Annotated in this window: 15 protein-coding genes; 6 read left to right on the plus strand and 9 right to left on the minus strand. The window is 61.5% G+C overall.

From position 1 onward, the window contains the following. The first annotated feature begins 421 nt into the window (after positions 1–421). The gene (locus tag ASE04_RS00005; protein WP_056809998.1) at positions 422–2,365 is read left to right on the plus strand and encodes a M23 family metallopeptidase; all 1,944 of its coding nucleotides are present in this window, start codon (positions 422–424) and stop codon (positions 2,363–2,365) included. 55 nt (positions 2,366–2,420) lie between these two features. Here the strand turns inward: ASE04_RS00005 and clpB are convergent, their stop codons facing one another. From clpB to rocF, 6 genes are all read right to left on the minus strand, one after another. Further along, positions 2,421–5,024 (minus strand): ATP-dependent chaperone ClpB, encoded by a 2,604-nt coding sequence (gene clpB, locus ASE04_RS00010; RefSeq protein WP_056810001.1) that lies wholly within the window; start codon positions 5,022–5,024, stop codon positions 2,421–2,423. A gap of 234 nt (positions 5,025–5,258) precedes the next feature. Further along, positions 5,259–5,759, minus strand: a complete 501-nt coding sequence (locus tag ASE04_RS00015; RefSeq protein ID WP_056810004.1) for a hypothetical protein — start codon at positions 5,757–5,759, stop codon at positions 5,259–5,261. A gap of 259 nt (positions 5,760–6,018) precedes the next feature. Continuing rightward, on the minus strand, positions 6,019–6,495 hold the full coding sequence (locus tag ASE04_RS00020) for a chemotaxis protein CheW (protein ID WP_056810007.1): 477 nt from the start codon (positions 6,493–6,495) through the stop codon (positions 6,019–6,021). A gap of 190 nt (positions 6,496–6,685) precedes the next feature. Continuing rightward, complete coding sequence (locus ASE04_RS00025) at positions 6,686–7,468, minus strand: glycerophosphodiester phosphodiesterase (protein WP_056810009.1); 783 nt, start codon at positions 7,466–7,468, stop codon at positions 6,686–6,688. A 66-nt stretch (positions 7,469–7,534) separates the two neighbouring features. Continuing rightward, positions 7,535–8,734: an ornithine--oxo-acid transaminase gene (gene rocD, locus ASE04_RS00030; protein ID WP_056810012.1), complete on the minus strand. Its 1,200-nt coding sequence runs from the start codon at positions 8,732–8,734 to the stop codon at positions 7,535–7,537. A 14-nt stretch (positions 8,735–8,748) separates the two neighbouring features. Further along, entirely contained in the window at positions 8,749–9,684 is a 936-nt protein-coding gene (gene rocF / locus ASE04_RS00035) for an arginase (RefSeq protein ID WP_056810014.1), read from the minus strand. Positions 9,685–9,806: 122 nt separating this feature from the next. Here rocF and ASE04_RS00040 point away from each other — a divergent pair, with 122 nt between their 5' ends. Then, positions 9,807–10,235: an Lrp/AsnC family transcriptional regulator gene (locus ASE04_RS00040; protein ID WP_056810017.1), complete on the plus strand. Its 429-nt coding sequence runs from the start codon at positions 9,807–9,809 to the stop codon at positions 10,233–10,235. A gap of 27 nt (positions 10,236–10,262) precedes the next feature. Here ASE04_RS00040 and ASE04_RS00045 read toward each other — a convergent pair whose 3' ends face one another. The 3 genes from ASE04_RS00045 to ASE04_RS00055 form a co-directional block, all read right to left on the minus strand. Beyond that, entirely contained in the window at positions 10,263–16,370 is a 6,108-nt protein-coding gene (locus tag ASE04_RS00045; protein WP_056811224.1) for a translocation/assembly module TamB domain-containing protein, read from the minus strand. Between the two features lie 57 nt (positions 16,371–16,427). Then, positions 16,428–18,356 carry an autotransporter assembly complex protein TamA gene (locus ASE04_RS00050; RefSeq protein ID WP_056810020.1) on the minus strand — a complete coding sequence of 643 codons (1,929 nt, stop codon included), beginning with the start codon at positions 18,354–18,356 and terminating at the stop codon, positions 16,428–16,430. Positions 18,357–18,525: 169 nt separating this feature from the next. Continuing rightward, positions 18,526–18,789 (minus strand): YMGG-like glycine zipper-containing protein, encoded by a 264-nt coding sequence (locus tag ASE04_RS00055; RefSeq protein ID WP_056810022.1) that lies wholly within the window; start codon positions 18,787–18,789, stop codon positions 18,526–18,528. Positions 18,790–19,049: 260 nt separating this feature from the next. Between ASE04_RS00055 and ASE04_RS00060 the strand changes: the two genes are divergently transcribed. The 4 genes from ASE04_RS00060 (at position 19,050) to hemA (ending at position 24,179) form a co-directional block, all read left to right on the plus strand. Further along, positions 19,050–19,541, plus strand: a complete 492-nt coding sequence (locus ASE04_RS00060) for a (2Fe-2S)-binding protein (protein WP_056810025.1) — start codon at positions 19,050–19,052, stop codon at positions 19,539–19,541. A gap of 81 nt (positions 19,542–19,622) precedes the next feature. Continuing rightward, positions 19,623–21,968, plus strand: coding sequence for a xanthine dehydrogenase family protein molybdopterin-binding subunit (locus ASE04_RS00065; protein ID WP_056810028.1), 2,346 nt, complete (start codon positions 19,623–19,625; stop codon positions 21,966–21,968). Between the two features lie 12 nt (positions 21,969–21,980). Next, positions 21,981–22,778: an FAD binding domain-containing protein gene (locus tag ASE04_RS00070; RefSeq protein WP_056810031.1), complete on the plus strand. Its 798-nt coding sequence runs from the start codon at positions 21,981–21,983 to the stop codon at positions 22,776–22,778. Between the two features lie 186 nt (positions 22,779–22,964). After that, entirely contained in the window at positions 22,965–24,179 is a 1,215-nt protein-coding gene (gene hemA, locus ASE04_RS00075) for a 5-aminolevulinate synthase (RefSeq protein WP_056811228.1), read from the plus strand. The last annotated feature ends 4 nt before the right edge of the window (positions 24,180–24,183 follow it).

Below are 24,183 nucleotides of genomic sequence, written 5' to 3' on the forward strand. Positions count from 1 at the left end.
CGGGAACCAATCAGCATCACAGCCAATCTTAAGAAATCTCAGAGCGAAAGTCTTCGTCGCCAGCAGCGCCGCCGCCCTCGTTCTGTGATCCGGCTTATAGGACACCACACCTTTTTAAGTCAACAGCGCTTTCGGAAAAAATAGAGATTTCACGTAGGTCATTGAATTAACAGAGACATTTCCAGAAGAGTAATTATGCGCCTCGTCCAATGTCCTATAGCCGGGTCATTTTCCGCGAAATCACGCGGGAAAACCGAATAAGCACCGCCTTCGCCCTCACATCTTCACAATCGGATGGTCTTCAAGAACAGATGTCGCGCATGCATATGCGTGCGATTTGACTTCCATTGCCAAACTATGCACTTTTCGCGCCAGCCAAAGCTGCCGAAGAAGCCATTGAAAGGACGCGGACAAACCTGCCATGATGACGGAGAAGATGATGATCCGCTCGTTTGGCAACGAGCCACCGCTTCTCGCCGACGGCAGACGTGCGCCGGACCGCAGGGAAGTTTCCTTGCGCTGGCTTTCGGGCACGTTCCTCACAGGCATCACATCGAGCGTATTGATGGGCGTTGCGCTCTTCGCGGCACTCGACGGCCGCCAGCAGCTGGCAATCCCTGCGGAAGCCTATGCGAACATCAATACCGATGCGCATGCTGCCGACACCGATGTGACCCGTGGCAGCCGCCTGATTTCGCCCGCGATTGCTGCCAAGCCCTCCGACCGCAAGATCATGGAAGTGTCGACCGTCGTCCACGAGGGCGACAAGGAGGTCGTGCGCCGCCAGCCCTTCGCGCGCGTGAAGATGACGCTTGCCGCCAACCATGTGGCAACGGAAGACTATCCGAGCTTCAACCCGCTAACGATCTTTTCCGCTGATGAGCCGGATGCCCAGCCAGTCGCCCGCACCGGGCAGATCTACGGCTCCGACGTCGAATCCGAAGTCAGCCTGAAGACCGTCGCCTATCCGACGGCGAAATCCGATCTCAAGGTCGCGACCGGCATGACGCTCGACGAGATCGAAGAGAACGTCCGCTCCAATGGCTCGGTGCTGACGGACGGCGCCGCCCAGATCGCCGCCCTCTATTATGTCGACCCGCGGCGCTTTTCCAACGACGACAACGATGTCGACCTGACGGCCGGCCTGACCGCCCGCGTTCTCGAGCAGAACATGACGGTTTCGGCCCCGGAATCGATCACGCCGCAGACCGAGGAATTCGCCGACGACATCATTCCGGTTCGCCAGGCATCGTCGATCACCAAGGCGATGATGGACTCGGGCTATCCCGAGCCGCAGGCAAAGGGGCTCGCCGGTTATCTGTCGCCACTGATCGGATCCGACGATCTCAACAAGGGCGACGTGCTGCGCATCGGCATCCTGCAGAAGGGCGAACAGGCGAAAATCATCCGCGCCAGCGTCTATCGCGGCAGCCGCCATCTCGTCACCGTCGCGCTCGACGATCACGACCGCTTCGTCGCCGGACGGGAGCCGCCACAACTCGATGCCGTGACGACGGCCTTCGACGACAGTTCGTCTTCGGTTCCGTCCAACCAGAATCTGCCGCGCGTCTATGACGGCATCTATCGTGCCGCGCTGTCCTACGGCATGACCAAGGACATGACGGCGCTGATCATCAAGCTGCTCGCGAGCAGCGTCGATTTTCAGGCGGAACTGCGTCCGAGCGATACGCTCGAGGCCTTCTTCTCCGTGGCCGATGCCAGCGGACAGGCGACGAAGGATTCCGATCTTCTCTATGTGAATGCCCGCTTCGGCGACACGCAGACCCGCTTCTATCGTTTCCAGGATCCGGAAGACGGTTCGATCGATTACTTCGATCAGGACGGCAAGAGCATCCGGCAATTCCTGCTGCGCAATCCTGTTCCGAACGGCATCTTCAGATCGGGCTTCGGCATGCGCCGGCATCCGATCCTCGGCTTTGCCCGCATGCATACCGGCGTCGACTGGGCCGCTCCGCGCGGCACGGCGATCATCGCTGTCGGCAACGGCACGGTCGAAAAGGCCGGGTGGGACTCCGGCGGTTACGGCAACCAGACGATCGTGCGCCATGCGAATGGCTACGAATCCTCCTACAATCACCAGAGCGCCATCGCCAAGGGCGTCGTCGCTGGCGCAAAGGTGCGTCAGGGCCAGGTAATCGGCTGGGTTGGCACGACAGGTGAATCCACCGGGCCCCACCTACACTACGAGATGATCGTCAACGGCACCAAGGTCGACCCGCTGCGTGTCCGCCTGCCGGGCGGAAAGTCCCTGACGGGCACCGCGCTCTCCAAGTTCGAGGATGAGCGGCAGCGCATCGACGCGCTTCTCGGCAACCAGCCGCCGCCGCAGGTGGCGAGCAAATAGAGATCGAACAAAAATGGCGGCCGAAGCCGCCATTTTCATTTTGATGTCGAGCGTTTTAAGCCGCCTGCTCGACCGTCGAATTCCGCGTGCGAAATAACAGCCGGTCCGTGCCGCTGGTGATCTTCACCGTGGAGCCGTCAGGCGCCTGACCGGAAAGGATCTGCTCGGCGAGCGGATCCTGAACGTACTTCTGGATCACCCGCTTCAGCGGACGCGCGCCATAAACAGGGTCGTAACCCTTGTTGGCGAGCCAGTTGCGGGCATCCTCGTCGAGTTCGAGCGTGATCTTGCGCTCGGCAAGCAGTGCCACCAGACGCTTCAGCTGGATATCGACGATCGCGCCCATTTCCTCACGCTTCAGGCGGTGGAACAGGATGATCTCGTCGATACGGTTCAGGAATTCCGGCCGGAAATGACCGCGCACGACTTCCATCACCTGTTCGCGCACCACTTCGCTGTCGTCCCCGTCCTTCAGTTGGGTCAGGTACTCGGCGCCGAGGTTCGACGTCATGATGATCATCGTGTTGCGGAAGTCGACCGTCCGGCCCTGGCCATCGGTCAGGCGGCCATCGTCAAGAACCTGCAGCAGGATGTTGAAGACATCGGGATGCGCCTTCTCGATCTCGTCGAACAGCACGACCTGATACGGCCGACGGCGAACGGCTTCCGTCAGCGCGCCACCTTCATCGTAGCCGACATAGCCGGGAGGGGCACCGATCAGCCGGGCCACGGAGTGCTTCTCCATGTACTCGGACATATCCATGCGAACCATCGCGGTTTCGTCGTCGAACAGGAAGCGGGCCAGAGCCTTGGTAAGCTCCGTCTTGCCGACGCCGGTCGGGCCGAGGAAGATGAACGAGCCGATCGGCCGGTTCGGATCCTGCAGGCCGGCACGCGCACGGCGCACGGCACGCGAGACGGCCTGAACCGCATCGCCCTGGCCGATCACCGATTTCGCCAGCTCGTCTTCCATCCTGAGCAGCTTGTCGCGCTCGCCTTCCAGCATCTTGTCGACCGGGATACCGGTCCAGCGGGAAACGACATGCGCGATGTTGTCGGGGGTCACGACCTCCTGGACCATGGCGCTGCGATCACTATCCTGCTGTTCGGCCTCGCCAAGCTTCTTTTCCAGTTCCGGAATGACGCCGTAGGTGAGCTCGCCGGCGCGCTGGAACTCGCCCTTGCGCTGGGCGATCGCCAGATCGTTGCGGGCCTCGTCCAACTGCTTCTTCAGGTCCGCCGCCAGGCCAAGCTTTTGCTTTTCCGCCTGCCAGCGGGCCGTCAGCGCATCGGCCTCTTCTTCGAGACCGGTCAGCTCCGTTTCAAGCCGCACCAGCCGGTCGGCCGACGCCGTATCGGTTTCCTTCTTCAGCGCTTCGCGCTCGATCTTCAGCTGCATGATGCGGCGATCGAGTTCGTCCAGCTCCTCGGGCTTGGAATCCACCTGCATGCGCAGCCGCGCAGCGGCTTCGTCCATCAGGTCGATGGCCTTGTCCGGCAGGAAACGGTCGGTGATGTAGCGGTTGGAAAGCGTCGCAGCCGCAACCAGGGCCGAATCCGAGATGCGGACCTTGTGATGCTGTTCGTATTTTTCCTTGAGGCCGCGCAGGATCGAGATCGTGTCCTCGACCGTCGGCTCCTCGACCATGACAGGCTGGAAGCGGCGGGCAAGGGCTGGATCTTTTTCGACGTGCTTGCGGTATTCGTCGAGCGTCGTCGCACCAACGCAATGCAACTCGCCGCGGGCAAGCGCTGGCTTCAGGAGGTTGGAAGCGTCCATCGCCCCATCCGCCTTGCCGGCACCGACAAGCGTGTGCATCTCGTCGATGAAGAGGACGATCTCTCCGTTTTCGGCCTGCACCTCGTTGAGAACCGCCTTCAGACGCTCCTCGAACTCGCCGCGATATTTGGCGCCCGCAATCAGTGCGCCCATATCGAGCGCCATCAGCTTCTTGTCCTTGAGCGATTCAGGCACGTCGCCGTTGACGATGCGTAGCGCAAGGCCTTCGACGATGGCGGTCTTGCCGACCCCCGGCTCGCCGATCAGCACCGGATTGTTCTTGGTGCGGCGCGACAAAACCTGGATCGTGCGACGGATTTCGTCGTCACGGCCGATAACAGGATCGAGCTTGCCTTCGCGGGCTTCGCTGGTCAGGTCGCGAGCGTACTTCTTCAGTGAATCGAAGCCCTGTTCGGCGTTCGAGCTGTCGGCGGTACGGCCCTTGCGGATCTCGTTGATGACCTGATTGAGCGCAAGCGCGGTCACACCGGCGCTCTTCAACGTCGTGGACGTCGAAGCCGAACTCTCGATCGCCAGAGCCTGCAACAGCCGTTCGACGGTGACGAAACTGTCGCCGGCCTTCTTCGAAGCCTCTTCGGCGGTCGAAAGAACCTTGGCAAGCGGCTGTGCAAGATAGATCTGCCCGTTGCCGCCGGAGACTTTCGGCAGCTTGGCGAGTGCGGCATCATTGGCAAGGCGTGCAGCCTTGGGATCACCGCCGGCGCGCTCGATCAGCGACGCTGCCATGCCCTGGTCATCGTCCAGTAGGACTTTCAGGACATGCTCGGGCGTGAATTGCTGGTGCCCCTGCGCAAGCGCATAGGTCTGGGCGGATTGAATAAAACCGCGCACCCGCTCGGAGTATTTTTCGATATTCATGCTGTACCTCCATAAATCGCCCTGCCCTCATAAGGCACAGGCCGATGACTGAGATTGAGCTCCCTCAAACGGCAAGCCCATTGTTCCACCACGTTTTGGATTTGTGGTTGAAGAACTTGGGCTGGATATGGTGGAGGATTTGAAGAGTTTAAAGAGGTGGATAAATGAAAAACCCGCCACCGTGAGAGCGCGGGTTCGTCAACAGCACCGGGCACTTCCCGTCCGGAACCAAGCTCAAATGGGATCGATGCTGACGACCCGGCCGGAGCCCGAGACGGTACACCTGGATGTATACTGGCCCGTTCCCATGGTCAGCACCCAGTTTGGCCCGGATCTCTCGGCTCCAGTGGCGACACTCGCTCCCCGGCGGGCATTCTGAAACTCGTCCGCGCGCTGCACGCAGGCACTCAAGGCAGCCTGCGGAACAGTTCCTTGAACGGCCGGCTTGCCGCCGCTCGGGGCAGTGCCGCTACTGCCTTTCTGTCCACAGGCGCTCGGCTTCAGCGTATCGATCGCCGAGTAGCGGCCATTCGAAACATGGACGCGGACGCAGGTGCCCGTGGCGCCGTTCCACCAGATATTGTTCTTGACGTTATCATAGCCCCTCGCCTGGATTTCCGACTCCGCACCGGCCGCCCGCGCACCGATCAGATCCGCGATGTCGGTGGGAGATTTGGCGAGGACGGGCGCGGATAGTGTCGCGAGGACGAAAATGGTCACGAGGCTGCGGTTCATATAGCGTCTCCCAATTGCTGCTCGATATCATCCTTGGCCGATTGCGCGACCAAGGTCCACCGAGAACGGCTTCCTTGATCTCCTCAATTCGTTGGGCCTCCAAGAGCCCGCCGAACGCAGGCTGTGTTGGGAGTGGTTGAACCACGAAAAGCGACGGGAGCACAGCCTTGTCCTGATCCGTCTGTACTGCAGAACGAAATCGCCCCGCCGGCGAAGACACGCGGGCAGGGCGAATGTTTCTCAGGAAAGCGGAACTGCCTCAGGCTGCGAGGTCGTCCGTCTCGTTCTCCTTGAACATCTTGGCGAGGTTCAGGAAGCAGATCATGCCGTTCTCCGAGGCAATGATGCCCTCGCAGAAAGCGCGATCGAAGGATGCAGTGACCTCGGGAACCGGCTGAACCTGGCTCGACGAAATCGTGAGGATGTCGGATACGCGATCCACCAGCATGCCGATGACCATGCTGTGGACCTCGGCGACGACGATTGCGCTGCGTTCGTTGGCAACGGTGCTTTTCATGCCGAGCTTGAAGGCGAGGTCGATGATCGGGATAACCGAGCCGCGCAGGTTCATGACACCGATAACGTCGGCTGGCGAATGCGGGATCGGCGTCGAAGGCGCCCACCCGCGGATTTCGCGAATGGTCGTCGTCTTCACGCAGAATTCTTGATCGTGCAGGCGGAAGGCAATGATCTCAAGCGTGTCGCCACTGAAGCTCGGAGAATTGATCGTCGTCATTAGAATTGTCCCAACTGTCGAAAGCCAGGGCAGAAGCAACCGCGTCACCATTGGCGCCGATGCACTTTGCCTTCAAGCCGCCAGTTCTCTCGAAATAAAGAGTACCGTCACGGTTAGTTCGGACATTAAAGAAAGAATGTTTCCCAAATCTAAATCCGCCGGCAGCATTTTTCGCCCGGCGTAAGGTGGCTTATTGGCTGCTGGAACGATTTGCCGACGATGGACGTGTCTGAAGCAGACGCGGATCGTCCAACAGGATTGCTACGGGCTCGATCGCCGCGATCCTCGAAAGTCCGGCCAGATCCACCTCACCCACCGGAAACGGCGGATACTCCGGAAGAGCGACGGATCGAGGCTGCCCCACCATCACCGCAAGCCGCAGATTGGCGCGGCGAACGGCGGCAACATTCGCATCCACTGCCCAGGCCTGCCAAAGCCGATACCAGGTCGCACCCGCAGCAGCAGCCTCTTCTACAAGATCAGGACCATCGAGAAACGCCAGAATAGCGATGTCGACAGTCCGCGATCGGGCCGCGCTGATCAGCGAAAGGCTCCGTAGGCCCAGCAACGCGCGGCGTTCCGCACCCGACCGCTCGATCTCCTCTATGACCCGGAACAAGGCGGCTTCATCGCCAAGCTTGAGGTCCAACAAGACGCCGAGCTGCCCGGAAGCGGCAAGCGCTTCGGACAGCGTCATGACCTCGGGCAAGAGTTGGCGCAGGACCGAGAGGTCGAGATCGGCTACAGAACGCGGGTCGCCACAAAGGCGGTTAAGATCCGGATCGTGGACACAGACGAGGACCCCGTCATGCGTCTGGCGTATATCCGTTTCGATTGCATCCGCCCCCTCGGCCTCGGCGGCCCGCAGAGCCGCCAGGGTATTTTCACGCGCCAGCGCGGCGCCGCCGCGATGGGCGATAACGAGCGGTCTTTTGGGCGGCTTGCCGATTGCCTGTCGCCAGAGGTCGGGCATTTGGGCTCCGTAACTGAACAGAATACTGTCCGCACAGTTGCCCACACCGCGAAGAGACCGCAAGCCTCAGACGATTGTCTTCTGGATCTCGTCCACTGCCCATTCCACCTGCTCCTTGGTGATGACGAGCGGCGGCGCCAGGCGAATGGTGTTCTCGTGCGTGTCCTTGGCGAGCAGGCCTCGCTCCTTCAGCGCGTAGCAGAACTGGCGGGCGCCACCGGCTTCCGGCACGAGTTCCACCGCCATCATCAGGCCGCGGCCGCGCACATCCTTGACGATGTTGGAACGGATCGAGCGCAGCCCTTCCAGAAAGTAGTCACCCATGACGGCAGCGTTCTCGATCATGCCCTCTTCGGTCAGCACTCTCAACGCGCTACGAGCAACCGCGCATGCCAGCGGGTTGCCGCCGAAGGTGGAGCCGTGTTGGCCGGGCTTCAGTACACCAAGAACCTCGGAGTTCGAGAGAACGGCTGACACGGGATAGAAGCCGCCCGAAAGCGCCTTGCCGATCAGCGTCACATCAGCCTCGATCCCCTCGTGCTCTTCCGCCAGCAACTTGCCGGTTCGGCCAAGCCCGGTCTGGATCTCGTCGAGGATCAGCGTGATCTTGTGGTTGGTGCAGAGCTCGCGCACACGCTTGAAGTAGCCGGCCGGCGGAATGACGACGCCGGCCTCGCCCTGGATCGGTTCGATCAGGACAGCAACCGTATTGTCGTTGATGGCAGCCGCCAACGCGTCCGCATCGCCAAAGGGAACGGTGCGGAAACCGGGTGTGTACGGCCCAAAGCCGCTGCGCGCATCCGGGTCTGTCGAGAAACTGACGATGGTCAGCGTGCGGCCGTGAAAATTATCCGAGCAGACGATGATCTCGGCCTTGTTCTCCGGCACGCCCTTGACCTCGTATCCCCACTTCCGCACGGCCTTGATCGCCGTTTCGACGGCTTCCGCCCCGGAATTCATCGGCAGGATCTTGTGCGAACCGGTGAGCGCGGCGAGCTCTTCATAAAGATGCGCAAGCTGATCGTTGCGAAACGCGCGCGACGTCAGGGTCAGCCTCCCCGCCTGCTCGACCATGGCGGCAAGGATTTTCGGATGGCAATGCCCCTGATTGACCGCCGAGTAGGCCGAGAGGCAATCGAGATAACGCTTGCCATCGGTGTCCCACACATAGACGCCCTCGCCGCGCGTCAGCACGACATCGAGCGGCTTGTAGTTATGAGCGCCAAGGCGCTGTTCGGTGCTGATCAGGCTTTCAGAATTGCTCATCCGCGTCCCCTCCATCATGCCGCGCGCGTCGGGCGGTCGAAGATCCGCCGACCGAAAAGACTTGCCGTCAGCTCGACCAGAACGCGGGCGCTCTTGCCTCGGTCATCGAGAAACGGATTGAGCTCCACGAGATCGAGCGACGACACCAGACCGCTGTCGCAAAGCATCTCCATGATAAGATGCGCTTCGCGGAACGTCGCTCCGCCGGGAACGGTGGTCCCGACGCCCGGAGCGACGTCCGGATCGAGGAAATCGACATCGAGGCTGACATGCAGCAGGCCGTTCGCGGCTTCAACCTTGCTGAGAACGTCGCGCATGATCGAGGCAACGCCCTGCTCGTCTATCGACCGCATGTCGAAAACATTGACGCCATGCTGCTTGATGAGTTCACGTTCCGGCGCGTCGACCGACCGTATCCCGACCTGGAAGACGTTGCGCGGATCGACGAAGGCGCGGTCGCGCGGCAGTATCTCGGCGACTTCTGCCTGCCCGCAGAAGAATGCCACCGGCATCCCGTGGATATTGCCTGACGGCGAGGTTTCGGGCGTGTTGAAATCGGAATGCGCATCGAGCCACAGAACGAACAACGGCCGGCGCTGCTGCGCGGCATAGCGCGCCATGCCGGACACGCTGCCCATCGACAGGCTATGGTCGCCTCCGAGGATGAGAGGGAAGCGTCCCGCCGCGGCAACCTCGTAAACGCTTGCTTCCAAAGCACGCGTGAAAGCCCCGACGATGCGGAGGTTGTGTGCCTTCGGATGGTTGGGGAGATCTCGTGCCGGAACAACCTGCACATCGCCAGCGTCCGCGACCTCGTAGCCCAGCTCGATCAACGTCTGATCGACGCCCGCGATGCGCAGCGCCGCCGGCCCCATCGCCGCACCGCGACGGCCCGAACCCTCTTCCAGGGGAGCGCCGATAAGCGTCACCGATTTCGTCTGTGCCTGCATGTTTGTCCCCTTCACAATTGGTTTGAATATCAGACATCGCCCCGGCGACAAAAAGATGAAAAAGTGTCAATAATAGACATCAATTTCGCATATTGCTCACTCCGATATGACAAAGTGACACCATGGACGATCTCGACCATACACTCCTCAGTGCCCTCAGGCACAATGCGCGCATACCTGTCTCGTCACTTGCCGCCCTCACCGGCGCTTCGCGGGCAACAATCGCCGCCCGTATCGAGCGCCTTGTTGCCAACGGGACGATCACCGCTTTCACGATCCGAACGGGCCACGAAACGCGCGAAGCCGGCGTTCGCGCCATCGTCATGATCGAAGTGCTCGGCAAACTCGCCGACAAGGTCGCCGATCAACTCCGCGGCTTGCCGCAAGTGCGAGCCCTGCATAGTACGAATGGAAAATGGGACTTCATCGCCGAACTGGAAGACCGTGATCTGGTATCATTCGATGAAACATTGCGACGCATCCGCCTGATCGACGGAATTAACGTGACCGAAACGAACATCCTGCTGAAAACTCGCAAGGCCAGCTTCTAGACGAGTCTATTGACCGCCGCCCGGCGATCAATATTCCCGCTCGTAGACGATGCCGGCTTCACCGGCGCCATTGGCCCCGGCCGCGCCACGCAATTTTACCCCGCGCCCGACATCGAGGTTGATAATGGCCTTCGCCCCATCCTTGGTGTTCTGCTGCAGTTCGAGGTAGGTGCGGTCGTTGAGGTAGCGACCGACGCCGACATTCGTCTGTCCGTTCGCATCGGTGCTGATGTCGAGATCATCGACGCCAAGCTGGTTGCGTAGTCCCTGGAACAACGATGTAGAGCGACCGCCAGCCAGCTGGCTGACGGCATCCGCGAGCTGCGCGATCTGTAGGGCGGACAGTTTCGACATCGATTGCCCGAAGATCAGCTGTGCCAGTACCTCGTCCTGCGGCAGAGCCGGCGACGAGGAGAACGTGATCGACGGGTCGGTCGCGAGACCGGCAACGTCGACCGTCAGCGTCGTGGCACCCGACGTCGAGCTTGCTTCCATTTGTAGCGCTGGCGTCAGGTCGCCGGCAAACGTGATGCGGCTTTTGTCGGTGAAATCGAGCCGGCGGTTGAGGATCGTCAGGCGGCCGCGACGCATAGTGAAGCCACCGGAAACCAGGGGTGCTGACGCCGTTCCCCTGATCGAGACGCTTCCCCCGAGTTCAGCATCGATACCGCGACCCCGCACAAAGATCTTCGATGGCGCGTCGAGCTGAATCTCGAGATTGATGGTGTTGGATTTCTCGCTTGCGCCTCCGGCGCCTTCGTCGCGCAGCTGAGCCAGCACCGCCTTCGGGGCATGCACATGCTTGATCTCCACTTCCCGCAGCGAGGTCGGAAGCTTCTCCGGCACGGTGATCGAGGCCTTCTCGAGGGAGAGCTTGCCGCCGAGCGTTGGTCCCGCGAGCAAGGCACCGCGCAGCGTAATCGTGCCGTCAACCGTCGCGACGACGAGCGTGCCATCGACGTAGACGGCCCTGTCGAGCTTGATGTCGATATTCGCCGGGAAGTTCGAAGCCGGCTGGATACCGACATTGCCTGACACGCTGATACTGCCGCCGCTTGCGAGCTGACCGGTCAGGCGCGAAATGACCGCCTGCTGTCCGTTGAAGCGGATGTCGGCGGAGAGATTGTTGAGCGCCAGGTTGCGCCGAACATCGATGATCTTGGCGCCGTTCGTCGTGACCGTGCCGTTGATGAGCGGTGCCGCCGCCGTGCCGGCTACCCTGAGGTCGAAATTCGCGGTGCCATCCGCGAGCAACCCTTGCGCGGCAAGCTGCGCGCCGAGTACGGCAAACGGCAGATTGCCGGAAAAGCGCATATCGAGCGACCGGTTACCGGTGATGGTGACGCTGCCGCCGCCCTTGAGCGAGAGGCCCGCATCCCCGGCGACAGTGGTGTCGATCGTCAGCCTGTCGCCGGCCAGCTTGCCGCCGGCGTCGATCGAGAGCGGCGCAAGCCCCGCGCCCTTCGTCTGGCTGGTCGCCGCATTCTTCCATCCGAGCTTGAAGTCGACGGCCGGAAGCGGAAGCTTGCCGGTCGCCGAAACCGTGCCGGATATGTTGCCATCCGCCGCCAGGCCCGGCACGAACGCATTGGCAATACTCGCCGGCAGGCTGGCGATGTCGGCCTTGACGTCGAGCGATTGCGCGCTAGTCCCAGCGACGACGAAATTGCCGCGCGCCTTGAGCGAGATGCCGCCCGCGATATCGGTCGTGAAATCCAGCTTGTTGTTCGAAAGCTTGCCGCTGGCGCGCGCGGTAAGCGATCCGACGCCGGCAGCTCGAGTCTGGCTGGTGGCCGCGTTCTTCACGTCGAAATTGAAGTCGATCGTCGGATTCTCAGGCGTTCCCGACGTTTTCGCCGTCCCAGAGATGATGCCTTCCGCCCCAAGCCCGGGAACGAAGCCGTTCGCGATAGTCGCCGGCAAGTCCCTGATGTCGGCATCCACGGAAAGCCCGCCGATCGCACCATTGCGCAGCTCAGCGGTTCCCTTGGCATTCAGCAGGGTTCTCTGAGCGCTGGTCAGATTGGCATTGAAATCGATCTTGTTGTCCGCAAATTTTCCGGTGGCGTTCAGGCTGAGCGCGGAAAGGCCAGCACTTTTTGTCTGGCGTGTCGCGGCATTCTTCCAGTCGAGCTTGAAATCGACCGCCGGCAGCGGCAGCGCTCCGGAAACGGTCGCGTTGCCCGAGATTGTTCCCTCGGCCTGCAGATCGGGAACGAAACTGCTGACCAGCGCCGCGGGGAGACTGTTGAGTGTGGCATTCCCCTCGATGCTTTTTGGCGCCATGCCTTCAAGCGTGACCTTGCCGGAAGCCGCCAAGGCAGCGCCCGCATCACCGTCGACATTGGCCTCAAAATCCAGCGCGTTGTCGGCGAGCTTGCCCTTCGCCGCGAGTTTCATTGCCGGAAGGCGCGCCGCCTTGGTCTGGGTCGTCGCCACATCGCTCCAGGCAAGATCGAATGTCGCGTTCGGCTGCTGCAATGTGCCCGACGCCGATGCCGTGCCCGAGATCGTGCCGCTGGCGCCAAGCCCGGGAACAAAAGCGTTGCCGAGGCTGGCGGGCAATCGTTCGATGTTTGCCTGCACCGCGATATCGCGCAGCTCGCTGCCGACAAGCGACAGCCCGCCCGTTGCCTTCAGCGCAGCCCCACCATTGGCGGAGAGCGCAGCGTCGAAGGTGAGCTTGCCCGCATCGAAGCGACCGTCGGCGGTGAGGGCAAGGCCGGAAACACCCGCCGCTTTTGTTTGACGCGTCGCGGCGTTCGTCCAGTTCAGATGGACGTTCGCCTTTGGCATCGGCAGCTTGCCCGAAGCATCGAATGTACCTCCGATCATGCCTTCCGCCGCAAGATCCGGAACGAAGTCATTGGCAAGGGCAGCCGGGATGTTGCTGAGCTGCCCTGCGACGGTAAGTGTCTGCGCGTCCGCTCCGGCGACGACATAGTTGCCCTGCGCCTTCAGTTGCAGGTTTCCGTTACCGCTGGCATTGGCCTGAAAGTTGAGAACACTGCCTTCCAGCTTGCCGCTAACCGCAAGGCCGAGCGAGGAGAGCTTCGCCGTCTTCGTCTGGCGCGTGGCAGCATTCTTCCAGTTCAGTTTGAAATCCAGCGCGGGTGCAGGTAGCTTCCCCGATGCCATCACGGTCCCGGTAATGGCACCTTCCGCCTCAAGCTTCGGAACGAAAGCGTTCGCCAGTCCGGCCGGAATGTTGACGATGTCGGCATCCACGGCGAGCGATTGCGCGTTTTGGCCCGCGGTAACGAAATTGCCGTCTGCCTTCAGCGATACATTGCCCTTGCCGCTGAGGTCGGTGTGGAAATCGAGCTTGTTGTCGGCGAATTTCCCGTTGGCGCCGATCGCAAGAGGAGACAAGCCGGCACCACGGGTATGACTGGTTGCCGCGTTCTTCCAGTCCAGTTGAAAATTGGCGACCGGTGCTGCCGGCGTACCGGTCACGGTTACCTTTCCGGAGATCGTGCCGTCGGCATCCAGATTGGGCACGAAGCTGTTGGCGAGGCTCGCGGGCAGGTCCTTGATGTCGGCCTTGAGATCCAGCGTTTCGCCAGCGGATCCCTCGACGTGCACAGTGCCGGCGCCAGCCTTCAGCGCCAGTCCATTGAGCGCCACGGTTCCGCCCGAGATCGACAATTGCGACGGCGCGTCCAGGGTGACCGGAATATCGTGTGGCTCGGCGGAAAAGCGCTCGAGCTGCACGAGTGTCGTGCCGGCGTTGGTTTCAACTCCCCCGGCAGCCTGAAGCGGATGGCCGTCATAGCCGGCGTCGAGCTCGAAATTCGTCCGGTTCTGCTGCTGCGTAAAGCGCAGATCCAGTGCCTGGACCTTGTTGCTGCCGGATGCCACTTCATCCGCCATGACGCTTCCCGAGGCGGCGAATGCCTTGAGGTCGTTGACGACGACATTGATGTTCGGCCTCACTATCGCAAAGTCGTCGCGTTTGACGCCGTTTCCGGCAGCGTCGATCTTCAGAACGATCTTTCCGGCATCGTCGGCGACGTCGAACGTCCCCTTGATGTCTCCCTCCGCCTTTTGCCCGCCAAGAGCGGCCAGCAGCCCGAGATCGGGAAAATCAAAGGACAGATTGCCGGCCGGCGCGAAGCTTTCGGAAAGCTCCATGTGGCCGGTCAGGCGGTTCTTGCCGACATTCGCCACGATCGAGGGTAGCGTGATCCTTCCGTCCGCGGATTGAACATCGGTACTGATGTTGATCGCCTGTCCGTCGATCTTGCCCGTCGCCGTTACTTCCGCTTGCGGCGCCTTGGCATCTGCGGTTCCCGAAAGCGTAACGTCGAGGTCGGTCAGCTGGCGCCCGGCCATGTCGAGGGACTGGGCCTTGATGCCGGCCGACACGGCAACAGCTGCAAAATCGCCCTTGGCCTTCACCGAATAAGTCAGTTCGCCATGCGCGCTGTCGAGCAGCTTGCTGACATCGGGGAGCCTGCCGGACAGCGTCGCATCAAGCGTGTTGTCGTCGATCAAGACAGCGCCCGCCGCTTCCACGGTATTCGACTTGATGGTGAGGTTCGACAGGTTGATCTTCGAAGGCACCGTGCCGGTGACCTGGGTCTCCACGACAACAGGCGCATTGAAACGCGCCGCCACCGCGGGCGGCATGGCGGGAGGCTCGACCGTCAGCTTGGCATTACCAGTCAGTGTGCTGTCAGCAAGCTTGTAGGATCCGTTCAGCGTCGCATTGGCGGAAGCACTCTCGATCGTCGTTCCGTTGAAGCCGACAGCCTGCGGCGAAAGCTGCAGCGGCAATACGATCGTCACCGGTCCCTGTACGGCCCTGTTGACATCGGGATTGGCAAACGTCATTTCGCCGGCCACCAGCCGGACCTGAACCGCGCCCGATCCGCCCGCGAGATTGAAGCTGTCGCTCTTGGCCGTCAGCTTCACATTGCCGATCGTGGCTTGTGGCAGTACTGCCGAATCCAGCGAAGCGCTGACGTTCAGCCTCGAGGCCTTTGCATCCCCCGTCAGCGCCAGATTGACGCCCGAGATCAGGAAGCGCGCTTCGCTATCGGCGAGCGGCCAGCGGAAATCGACCGGCCCCGAGGTTCCCAGGAGATTGGCGTTGAGGCTGTTGCGGCCCTTGGGATCCAGCGTGCCCGAGGCGGCAATGACCACCGCGCCGGTCGCCAGATTGCCGGTCTGGATATCGATCTTGCCCTTGTTGTCGAAGTTTGCGGCGACATCGATGTTCGTCTGTCCCGCAAAAAGCGGCCTGAACGCGGCGGGAAGCAGCGAGCTGAAATCGCCGCCACCCTTGAGTTCGACATGGTGAAGGCCGTCGGTTGTCAGCGTGTGATGGGTCTCCAGCGCGGCGCGCTGCTGCCCGTCGAGTGACGCCTGCAGCTTGCCCTTCCAATCGGAAACAGGGCCGTCACCATCGAGGCTGATCTCCACCGCCGGATTGCCCGGCAGCGCGAGAAGGCCCGCGAGCAGCCCGCCCTTGGGCTCGTTGAGCTTGGCCCTCACCCGCAACTGGCTGTGATCCGGCACGAAGGCAACATTGGCCGACAGCTTGGCGTCCGGCACGTCATGACGGCTGACGGCAATCTCGGCCTCGCCGCCCGAATTGTCGGCGCGCATGCTGCCATCAGCCGCCAAGGTGAACGCCCGGCCGATCAACGGTGTCGCAAGGCTGATGCGCGGCAGCGAAATCGCGTCCACATCGACCTTGACCGGCAGAGAAAAGCCGCCGTCGCCTTCGTCTTCCGGTGTGCTCGGGCGGGAGGGCAACGTGCGCACGGGCTTACGCAACACTCGAATAGCGGATGCCTCGACACGCGTGGCGTGGAAGCGACCGGTCAACAGAGCGAGCGGATTCCAGTTGATCGAAAGCCCTTCGATATCGGCGAATGTCCCTCGCGTATCGGACAGAACGATGCGGCTCGCGCGCAATCCGCCAGTCAACAGTCCCTGTGGCTCGAGAACACGGATGGTCATGTCGCGGTTGGAAATGATCGATGCGACCTTGTCCGTGACGATACGGGCGCCAAAGGAGGTGAAGCCGAAGATGCCGAGCGCAAGGGCGAGCAGAACGACTGCGGCTGCGGCGGAATAGCCGAGCAGCCGAGCGATACCCTTGGCGATTTTCGTCACGATATGCATGGACGCGGATACCATTCCGTTTCTTCAACCGCGCAGCCCCGCCGCGCGCCAAACCCGTTAGAACGACTGGCCGATGCCAGCGTAGATACCGTAGTTCGTACCGCCCTCGTACTTGTTGAGCGGGACAGCGAAATCAAGACGCAAGGGACCGAACGGCGTGGCGTAGCGAATGCCGATGCCCGCACCTGCGCGAAAGTCGGAAAAGTCGGGTGCGACGTCAGCGGAAACGGTTCCGACATCGATGAAGGGAACGATCCCGATCGTATCGGTGATCTTAACACGCGTCTCGAACGAGGCGGTCATATAAGACGCTCCGCCCGTTTCCTCGTTTGCCGCGTTGTACGGCGAGATCTCCTGGTACCCGTAACCGCGTACCGAACCGCCGCCACCTGCAAAGAAGCGGCGTGTCGCGGGGATATTCTCGAGGTCGTCAGCACCGACAAGAAAGCCTGCCGCAACCTTGCCGGCAAGCACGATCCGGTCTTCCGCGCCCAAGCCATAGTAACCGGAAATGGACCCCTCGAAGGCGGAGAAGAAAGTGCCGCTGTAGGACTCGCAGCTCGGCGTGACCTTCGCCATCGCGCGATAGCCCTCGGTCGGGTCGAACTTGTTGTCGCGCGCGTCCCGGTCGAACTGGAACGGCAGGGCAAAGGTCAGGTAGGTATTGTTTCCAAAGGCGTCGTCATCCTTTTCCCAGCTGACCTCGCCGCTGCCGGTGATCGTATCCCTGTCGTTGAGTTCGTAGGCGATCCCGAGCGAGGCGGTAACGAGCTTCGCGTTATAGGCATCGGGGTTCTCGGTCTTCGCAAGAATGCTCGCCGTCAGCGTCGCCTCGGGAACGAAGATACCGGGCTTGGTGAAGGTGATCCCTGCCGAATAATCGAGGTCGCTGACGCCGCTTGCCTCGCCGAGCCGCCCGACGGCGCCTTCGATGCGCAGGCCTTCGGCCCCGCCGAACAGATTGCGGTGGCCCCAGTAGCCGTTCACGCCGAAGCCGTCGATCGTCGAATATTGCGCGCCGACACCGAAGTAGCGCTGCTTGCCCTCCGACACCTCGATCGTCATCGGAAGACTGCCGTCGCCGGCAAGCCCCTCGGCCTCGTGGATCGTCACGCTGGAAAAGACCCCGAGCGCGCGCAGACGATCCCCCGCCTTCTTCAGCGCCTCGGGCGAATAGCGGTCGCCCTTGTCGAGTCGGGAGTAGCTTTGGATGAAGTCGGGCCGCACGCTCTTTGAACCCGTGACGCCAACCGTGCCGATCGGCGCGATCGGCCCGCTTTCGACGGAGAGCACGACATCGACGGTATCGGTTCTGTGATCGGCGATCACTTCGCGCTTGGTCAGCTTGGCGAGCGGCCGCCCTTCTTCCTTCATCTCCTCGACCAGCTTATCGCCGGCCTTGATGACAACGAGGGAACCGGCCTGCGCGCCCGGCGCCAAATCGTAGTCCGCGGGATTTCGGTTCGCCGCGTCGCCGCCGAACTGTACCTCTCCAACGCGGAAGATTGGCCCGGCCGCGACGTTGACGGCCACCGCAATCGGTTTCGCGCGATCGAACGTCGGATTCGGTGGAAGGTTGTCGATATTCTTGCCGTCAACCGTTATGGTGACGACGCCGCCGTAGCGGGCCTTTTCGTAGAGAGCGGCGATCAGACGATCGCGATCGTCACGCGCCTTCACGACGACGCCGAGGTCGCCCGAAACGGGCTGCGCCTTGTCGCTGACGAGACGCGAACTATTCTCGAGCGCTTCCTTAAGGTCCGGATCGACCGCGTCGGTCGTCAACGTGACGTCATAGCGCACGGGATCGGGCACCTGATCAGCTGCCGGCTCGTCCTTCCCAAAAAAATTGATACCGAAGAGTTTGAAGGCATAGGCGTTGCCAACCATCGCCGGCGAGAATGCGGCTGCCGCCGCGACCACCAGCACGATGCCTGTTCGCCGATACGCAATACCCGTTTTCGGTGCCTTCCCTCTGATCTGCATCCGCCGCTTTTTGGTTACATTGGAATTAAGCCTGCGTCCCCAGCCGGCGAGGACCTTAGCGGCAAATTTCCTTTTCGTGTACCGTTTTAACGCGGCGAATGAACGAATAACGTGAAAAAACAAAAAATCCCGGGCCAAAACCCGGGATTTGAAGCCCTTAGCCGGCGTCTCAGTAGCCGCCGCGGCAATCGTCGATGTAGCGACGACCATACTGGTCACGATAATAGCACTGGCCAGGCTGCTCGGCCACGCGGCCGATGACGGCACCGGAAACGCCGCCGACGGCAGCACCGATCGCGGCACCCCGGACGTTACCAGTCACCGCGCCGCCGATAATCGCGCCAGATGCGGCGCCGATGCCGGCACCGCGTTCGGTCGGTGTGCAGCTTGCAATAGAAAGGCCAATAAGGACCAAAGCAAAAATCTTCTTCATCAATCACTCCTAGATGGTCGCCGGAAATGGCGGTGGCCGTCCCTGATTCTTATATTTTCGTAACGCTAGCCCGCAAACTGTGGCGCAAAAAGGAACAATCGGGGAGCGGTGCTCATTTTCAACGACGGCAGCATCCAGCCCGTCGCGCGCTTTACCCGCACACGCCGAATTTAACGCACCTCCCTAAAGTAGCGGTTGATTCTAAAGCAGGAACATCAAATGATGCCGTTTGTGCCTGGAGGAGGCACGAGGAGGACATCATGGCGAAAGTGAAACTGACGGTGAACGGCCGGGCGGTGAGCGGAGACTGTGAAGAACGCACGCTGCTCGTCCATTTCATTCGGGAGAAACTGGGGCTGACGGGCACCCATGTCGGCTGCGACACAAGCCAGTGCGGCGCATGCGTGGTGCATATGGATGGAAAGTCGGTCAAGAGCTGCACCATCCTTGCCGTCCAGGCATCCGGCGCGGCGGTCACGACAATCGAAGGACTGGCCGGCAACGGCGAACTCCACCCGGTTCAGGCGGCTTTCAAGGAACACCACGGACTTCAATGCGGCTTCTGCACGCCCGGCATGGTGATGACCGCGGTTGACATGATCAGCCGCCACGGCGGCCAACTCGACGAAAAGACGGTTCGTCACGAGCTCGAAGGCAATATCTGTCGATGCACCGGCTATCACAACATCGTCAAGGCGGTGCTGTCGGCCAACGAACAGATGCACGGCAGCGCGAAGCAGGCGGCCGAATAACTCTCAGGAATTGTCTGGCTGCCGCCCAACACAATTCTCTTTGGCGGAATGCCGGGCCCGAAACCCCATTGGGAGGACATCATGGGTGTTGAAGGAATTGGTGCACGCGTCGCGCGCAAGGAAGACAAGCGGTTCCTGACCGGCAAGGGCCGCTATACCGACGATATGGTCGTGCCGGGAATGAAGTATGCTTTTTTCATCCGTAGCCCGCATGCGCATGCGAAGATCAAGAGTATCGATGCGGCATCGGCAAAGGCCATGCCCGGCGTCATCGATATACTTGATGGCAATCTGCTGCTGGCCGACGGCATCGGCAACCTCATCTGCGGCTGGATGATCCATTCGAAGGACTGCTCTCCGATGAACATGGGCGCCTGGCGCCCGCTGGCGACCGAGACCGTGCGATATGTCGGCGATGCCGTTGCGATCGTGGTGGCGGATTCGCTTGCCGAAGCGCGCGACGCAGCCGAGGCCGTGGTTGTCGACTACGAAGAACTGCCGGCTGTCGTCGAAGCTGTCGATGCGCTGAAATCGGGCGCGCCGCAGATCCATTCGAACGCGCCGGGCAATCTGATCTTCGACTGGCAAATCGGCGATGGCGACGCGACCGACAAGGCGATCTCCGAAGCCGCGCATGTGACCGAGATCGAACTCCACAACAACCGGCTGTCCCCCAACCCGATGGAGCCTCGCGCCGCGCTCGGCATCTACGATTCGGCTGAGGATCACTACACCTGCTACACGACGAGCCAGAACCCGCATGTCGCCAGACTTGTGATGAGCGCGTTTTACAATGTGGCGCCTGAGAACAAGCTGCGCGTCATCGCGCCCGATGTCGGCGGCGGCTTCGGATCGAAGATCTATATCTATCCAGAAGAGATCGTCTGTCTCTGGGCATCCAAGAAAACCGGCGTGCCGGTCAAATGGAATTCGGACCGCACCGAAGCGTTCCTGACGGACGCGCACGGGCGCGACCATGTCTCGACGGTGAAGATGGCCTTCGACAAGGACCATCGCATCATCGGACTGAAGGTCGACACGATCGCCAACCTCGGTGCCTATATGTCGCTGTTCTCATCGGCCGTACCGACGTATCTCTACGCCACGCTGCTGTCCGGTCAGTACGATATCCCGGCGATCCATGCGAATGTCCGAACGGTCTACAGCAACACAGCGCCTGTCGATGCCTATCGTGGCGCCGGCCGCCCGGAGGCGACCTACCTGCTCGAACGCACGATGGAGACGGCCGCACGCGAGCTCGGCATCTCGCCGGCTGAGTTGCGGCGGAAGAACTTTATCCGATCCTTCCCGCATCAGACGCCGGTCATCATGAACTACGATGCCGGCGACTATGAAGCCTCCCTTGAGGCGGCGATGCAGGCGTCCGATTGGAACGGCTTTGCCGCCCGCAAGGCGGAAGCAGCCAACCGCGGCATGAAGCGCGGCATCGGCATGAGCTGCTACATCGAAGCCTGCGGCATCGCTCCATCGCAGGCCGTCGGCTCACTTGGCGCCGGCGTCGGCCTATGGGAATCGGCGGAAGTGCGGGTCAATGCGGTCGGCACAATCGAGGTGCTGACGGGATCGCACAGCCACGGCCAGGGCCACGAGACGACCTTCGCACAGCTCGTTTCCGGTCGCCTCGGCGTGCCGATCGACAGCGTTTCGATCGTCCACGGCGATACCGACAAGGTCCAGATGGGCATGGGCACCTATGGCTCTCGATCGGGCGCCGTCGGCATGTCGGCGGTCGTGAAGGCGCTGGACAAGGTGGAAGCGAAGGCGAAGAAAATCGCCGCGCATCTGATGGAAGCGGACGAAAGCGACATCGTGATCGAAAACGGCGAACTCAAGGTCGCCGGCACTGACAAGGCCCTTCCCTGGTTCCAGGTGGCACTCGCCTCCTACACCGCCCACAATCTGCCTGCCGGCATGGAGCCGGGGCTGAAGGAGACGGCATTCTACGATCCGTCCAACTTCACCTTCCCCGCCGGTTGCTACATCTGCGAGGTCGAGGTCGATCCGGAAACCGGCAAGACCGACATCATCCAGTTCGTCGCGGCCGACGACTTCGGCAACATCATCAACCCGATGATCGTCGAGGGACAGGTTCATGGCGGCATCGCGCAGGGCATCGGCCAGGCGCTTCTCGAAGCCGTGCATTATGATGAGAACGGCCAGCTTCTGACCGCGAGCTTCATGGATTACGCCATGCCGCGCGCCGACGATCTGCCCTCGTTCAACGTCTCGCACCAGACGACGCCCTCACCAAGCAACCCGCTCGGCATCAAGGGCTGCGGCGAGGCCGGCGCGATCGGTTCGCCACCAGCACTGATCAACGCCATCACCGACGCGATCGGAAACAACATGCTGACAATGCCGGCCACACCGCAGAAGGTTTGGATGGCAGCCCGCGCCGTTAACTGAGGAGGAACGAGGATGTACCAGACAAATTATCACCGCGCCTCCTCCGTCGATGAGGCCGTCAAGATGATATCCGGCACCTCCGAAGGCAAATATGTCTCCGGCGGGATGACGCTCATTGCGACGATGAAGCAGCGGCTCGCCGCACCGAGCGATCTCGTCGATCTCCGGCATATCCCGGCGATGAAGGGCATCAAGATCGATGGGCGCAAGGTTACGATCGGGGCGGCAACGCCGCATGCCGAAGTAGCGGCTTCCGGGCCGCTGCGGGCAATCTGCCCGGCACTCTGCGACCTCGCCGGCATGATCGGCGATCCGCATGTCCGCCATATGGGAACCATCGGCGGATCGGTGGCAAACAACGATCCCGCCGCGGACTACCCTTCCGCGATGTTGGCGCTGAATGCCCGCATCACCACCAACAAGCGGGAGATCGGCGCCGACGACTTCTTTACCGGCCTCTTCGAAACGGCCCTCGATGAGGGCGAACTGATTACGTCGATCAGCTTCGAAGCCCCGGAGAAGGCAGGCTACGCCAAGTTTCCCAATCCGGCATCGCGCTATGCGATGACGGGCGTGTTCATCGCCAAGGACTCGGGCGGCGTACGGGTCGCGGTAACAGGCGCGGGAAGCAGTGGTGTCTTCCGCGAGAGCGCGATCGAAACGGCGTTGAACGGCAACTGGTCCCCAGGCGCGCTTTCGGGCATCACAGTGGACGCCTCGAAGCTGATGTCGGATCTTCACGCCAGCGCCGAATACCGGGCAAACCTAGTGAAGGTGATGGCGAAGCGTGCGGTCACAAGTGCCACCTGACATCGATCGGTGGTCGCGTGGCCAACTGCCTCGCGACCACCATCAGGCATGGCCAAAACGGCCAATTTCGAATTAAAATAATTCAAGACTATGGGCCTTTTGCCGCACATGATGCTAAAGCAGCAGGCAAGGGTTGACGTGCGCGCGCCGGTTCGCAAAAACGCTCGCACGATACTGGAGCATATGATGGATTTCGAAGCATTCTTCAAAGACGAGCTGGATGGCCTGCACAATGAAGGCCGCTATCGCGTTTTTGCCGATCTTGAGCGTCACCGCGGCGGCTTTCCCCGCGCCACCCGCCATACCCCGGATGGCCCGAAGGACGTGACGGTCTGGTGTTCCAACGACTATCTCGGCATGGGACAGAACGCCAAGGTCATCGAGGCGATGAAGAATGCCATCGACCACTGTGGCGCGGGTGCGGGAGGCACCCGGAATATTTCTGGCACCAACCACTCCCACGTTCTCCTGGAGCGCGAACTTGCCGATCTGCACGGCAAGGAATCAGCGCTGATCTTCACCTCGGGCTACATTTCGAACTGGGCGGCCCTCGGCACGCTCGGCGCCAAGATTCCGGGTCTGATCATTTTCTCGGACGCGCTGAACCACGCATCGATGATCGAAGGCATTCGCTATGCCAAGTGCGAGAAGGTGATCTGGAAGCACAACGACGTGCAGGATCTCGAAGCAAGGCTCGCGGCCGCCGATCCGAAGGCGCCGAAGCTGATCGCGTTCGAATCGGTCTATTCGATGGATGGCGATATCGCTCCAATCAAGGAGATCTGCGATCTCGCCGACAAGTATGGCGCGATGACCTATCTCGATGAAGTCCATGCCGTCGGCATGTACGGCCCGCGCGGCGGCGGTATCGCCGAGCGCGAAGGCCTGATGGATCGGCTGACCGTTATCGAAGGCACGCTCGGCAAGGCTTTCGGCGTCATGGGCGGCTATATCGCGGCGTCCACGGCGCTTTGCGACTTCATCCGTTCGTTCGCATCCGGCTTTATTTTCACGACCGCGCTTCCGCCGGCTCTTGCCGCGGGCGCGGTTGCTTCGATCCAGCATCTGAAGGTCAGCCCCTTCGAGCGTGCGCGTCATCAGGATCGCGTCCGCACGCTGAGAAACCTTCTCGACAAGCGCGGCATCCCGCATATGCCGAACCCCAGCCACATCGTGCCGGTCATGGTGGGCGACGCCGCAAAGTGCAAATGGATCTCGGACCTGCTGCTCGACAACTGTGGTGTCTACGTGCAGCCGATCAACTATCCGACCGTGCCGAAGAAGACCGAGCGCCTGCGTATCACGCCAACGCCGCTTCACACCGATGCCGACATCGAGCATCTCGTCGAGGCGCTGCATTCGCTGTGGTCGCGCTGCGCGCTGGCCCGCCACGTCGCCTGACGTT

Source organism: Rhizobium sp. Root708 (assembly GCF_001429725.1).
Classification (GTDB): Bacteria; Pseudomonadota; Alphaproteobacteria; order Rhizobiales; family Rhizobiaceae; genus Rhizobium.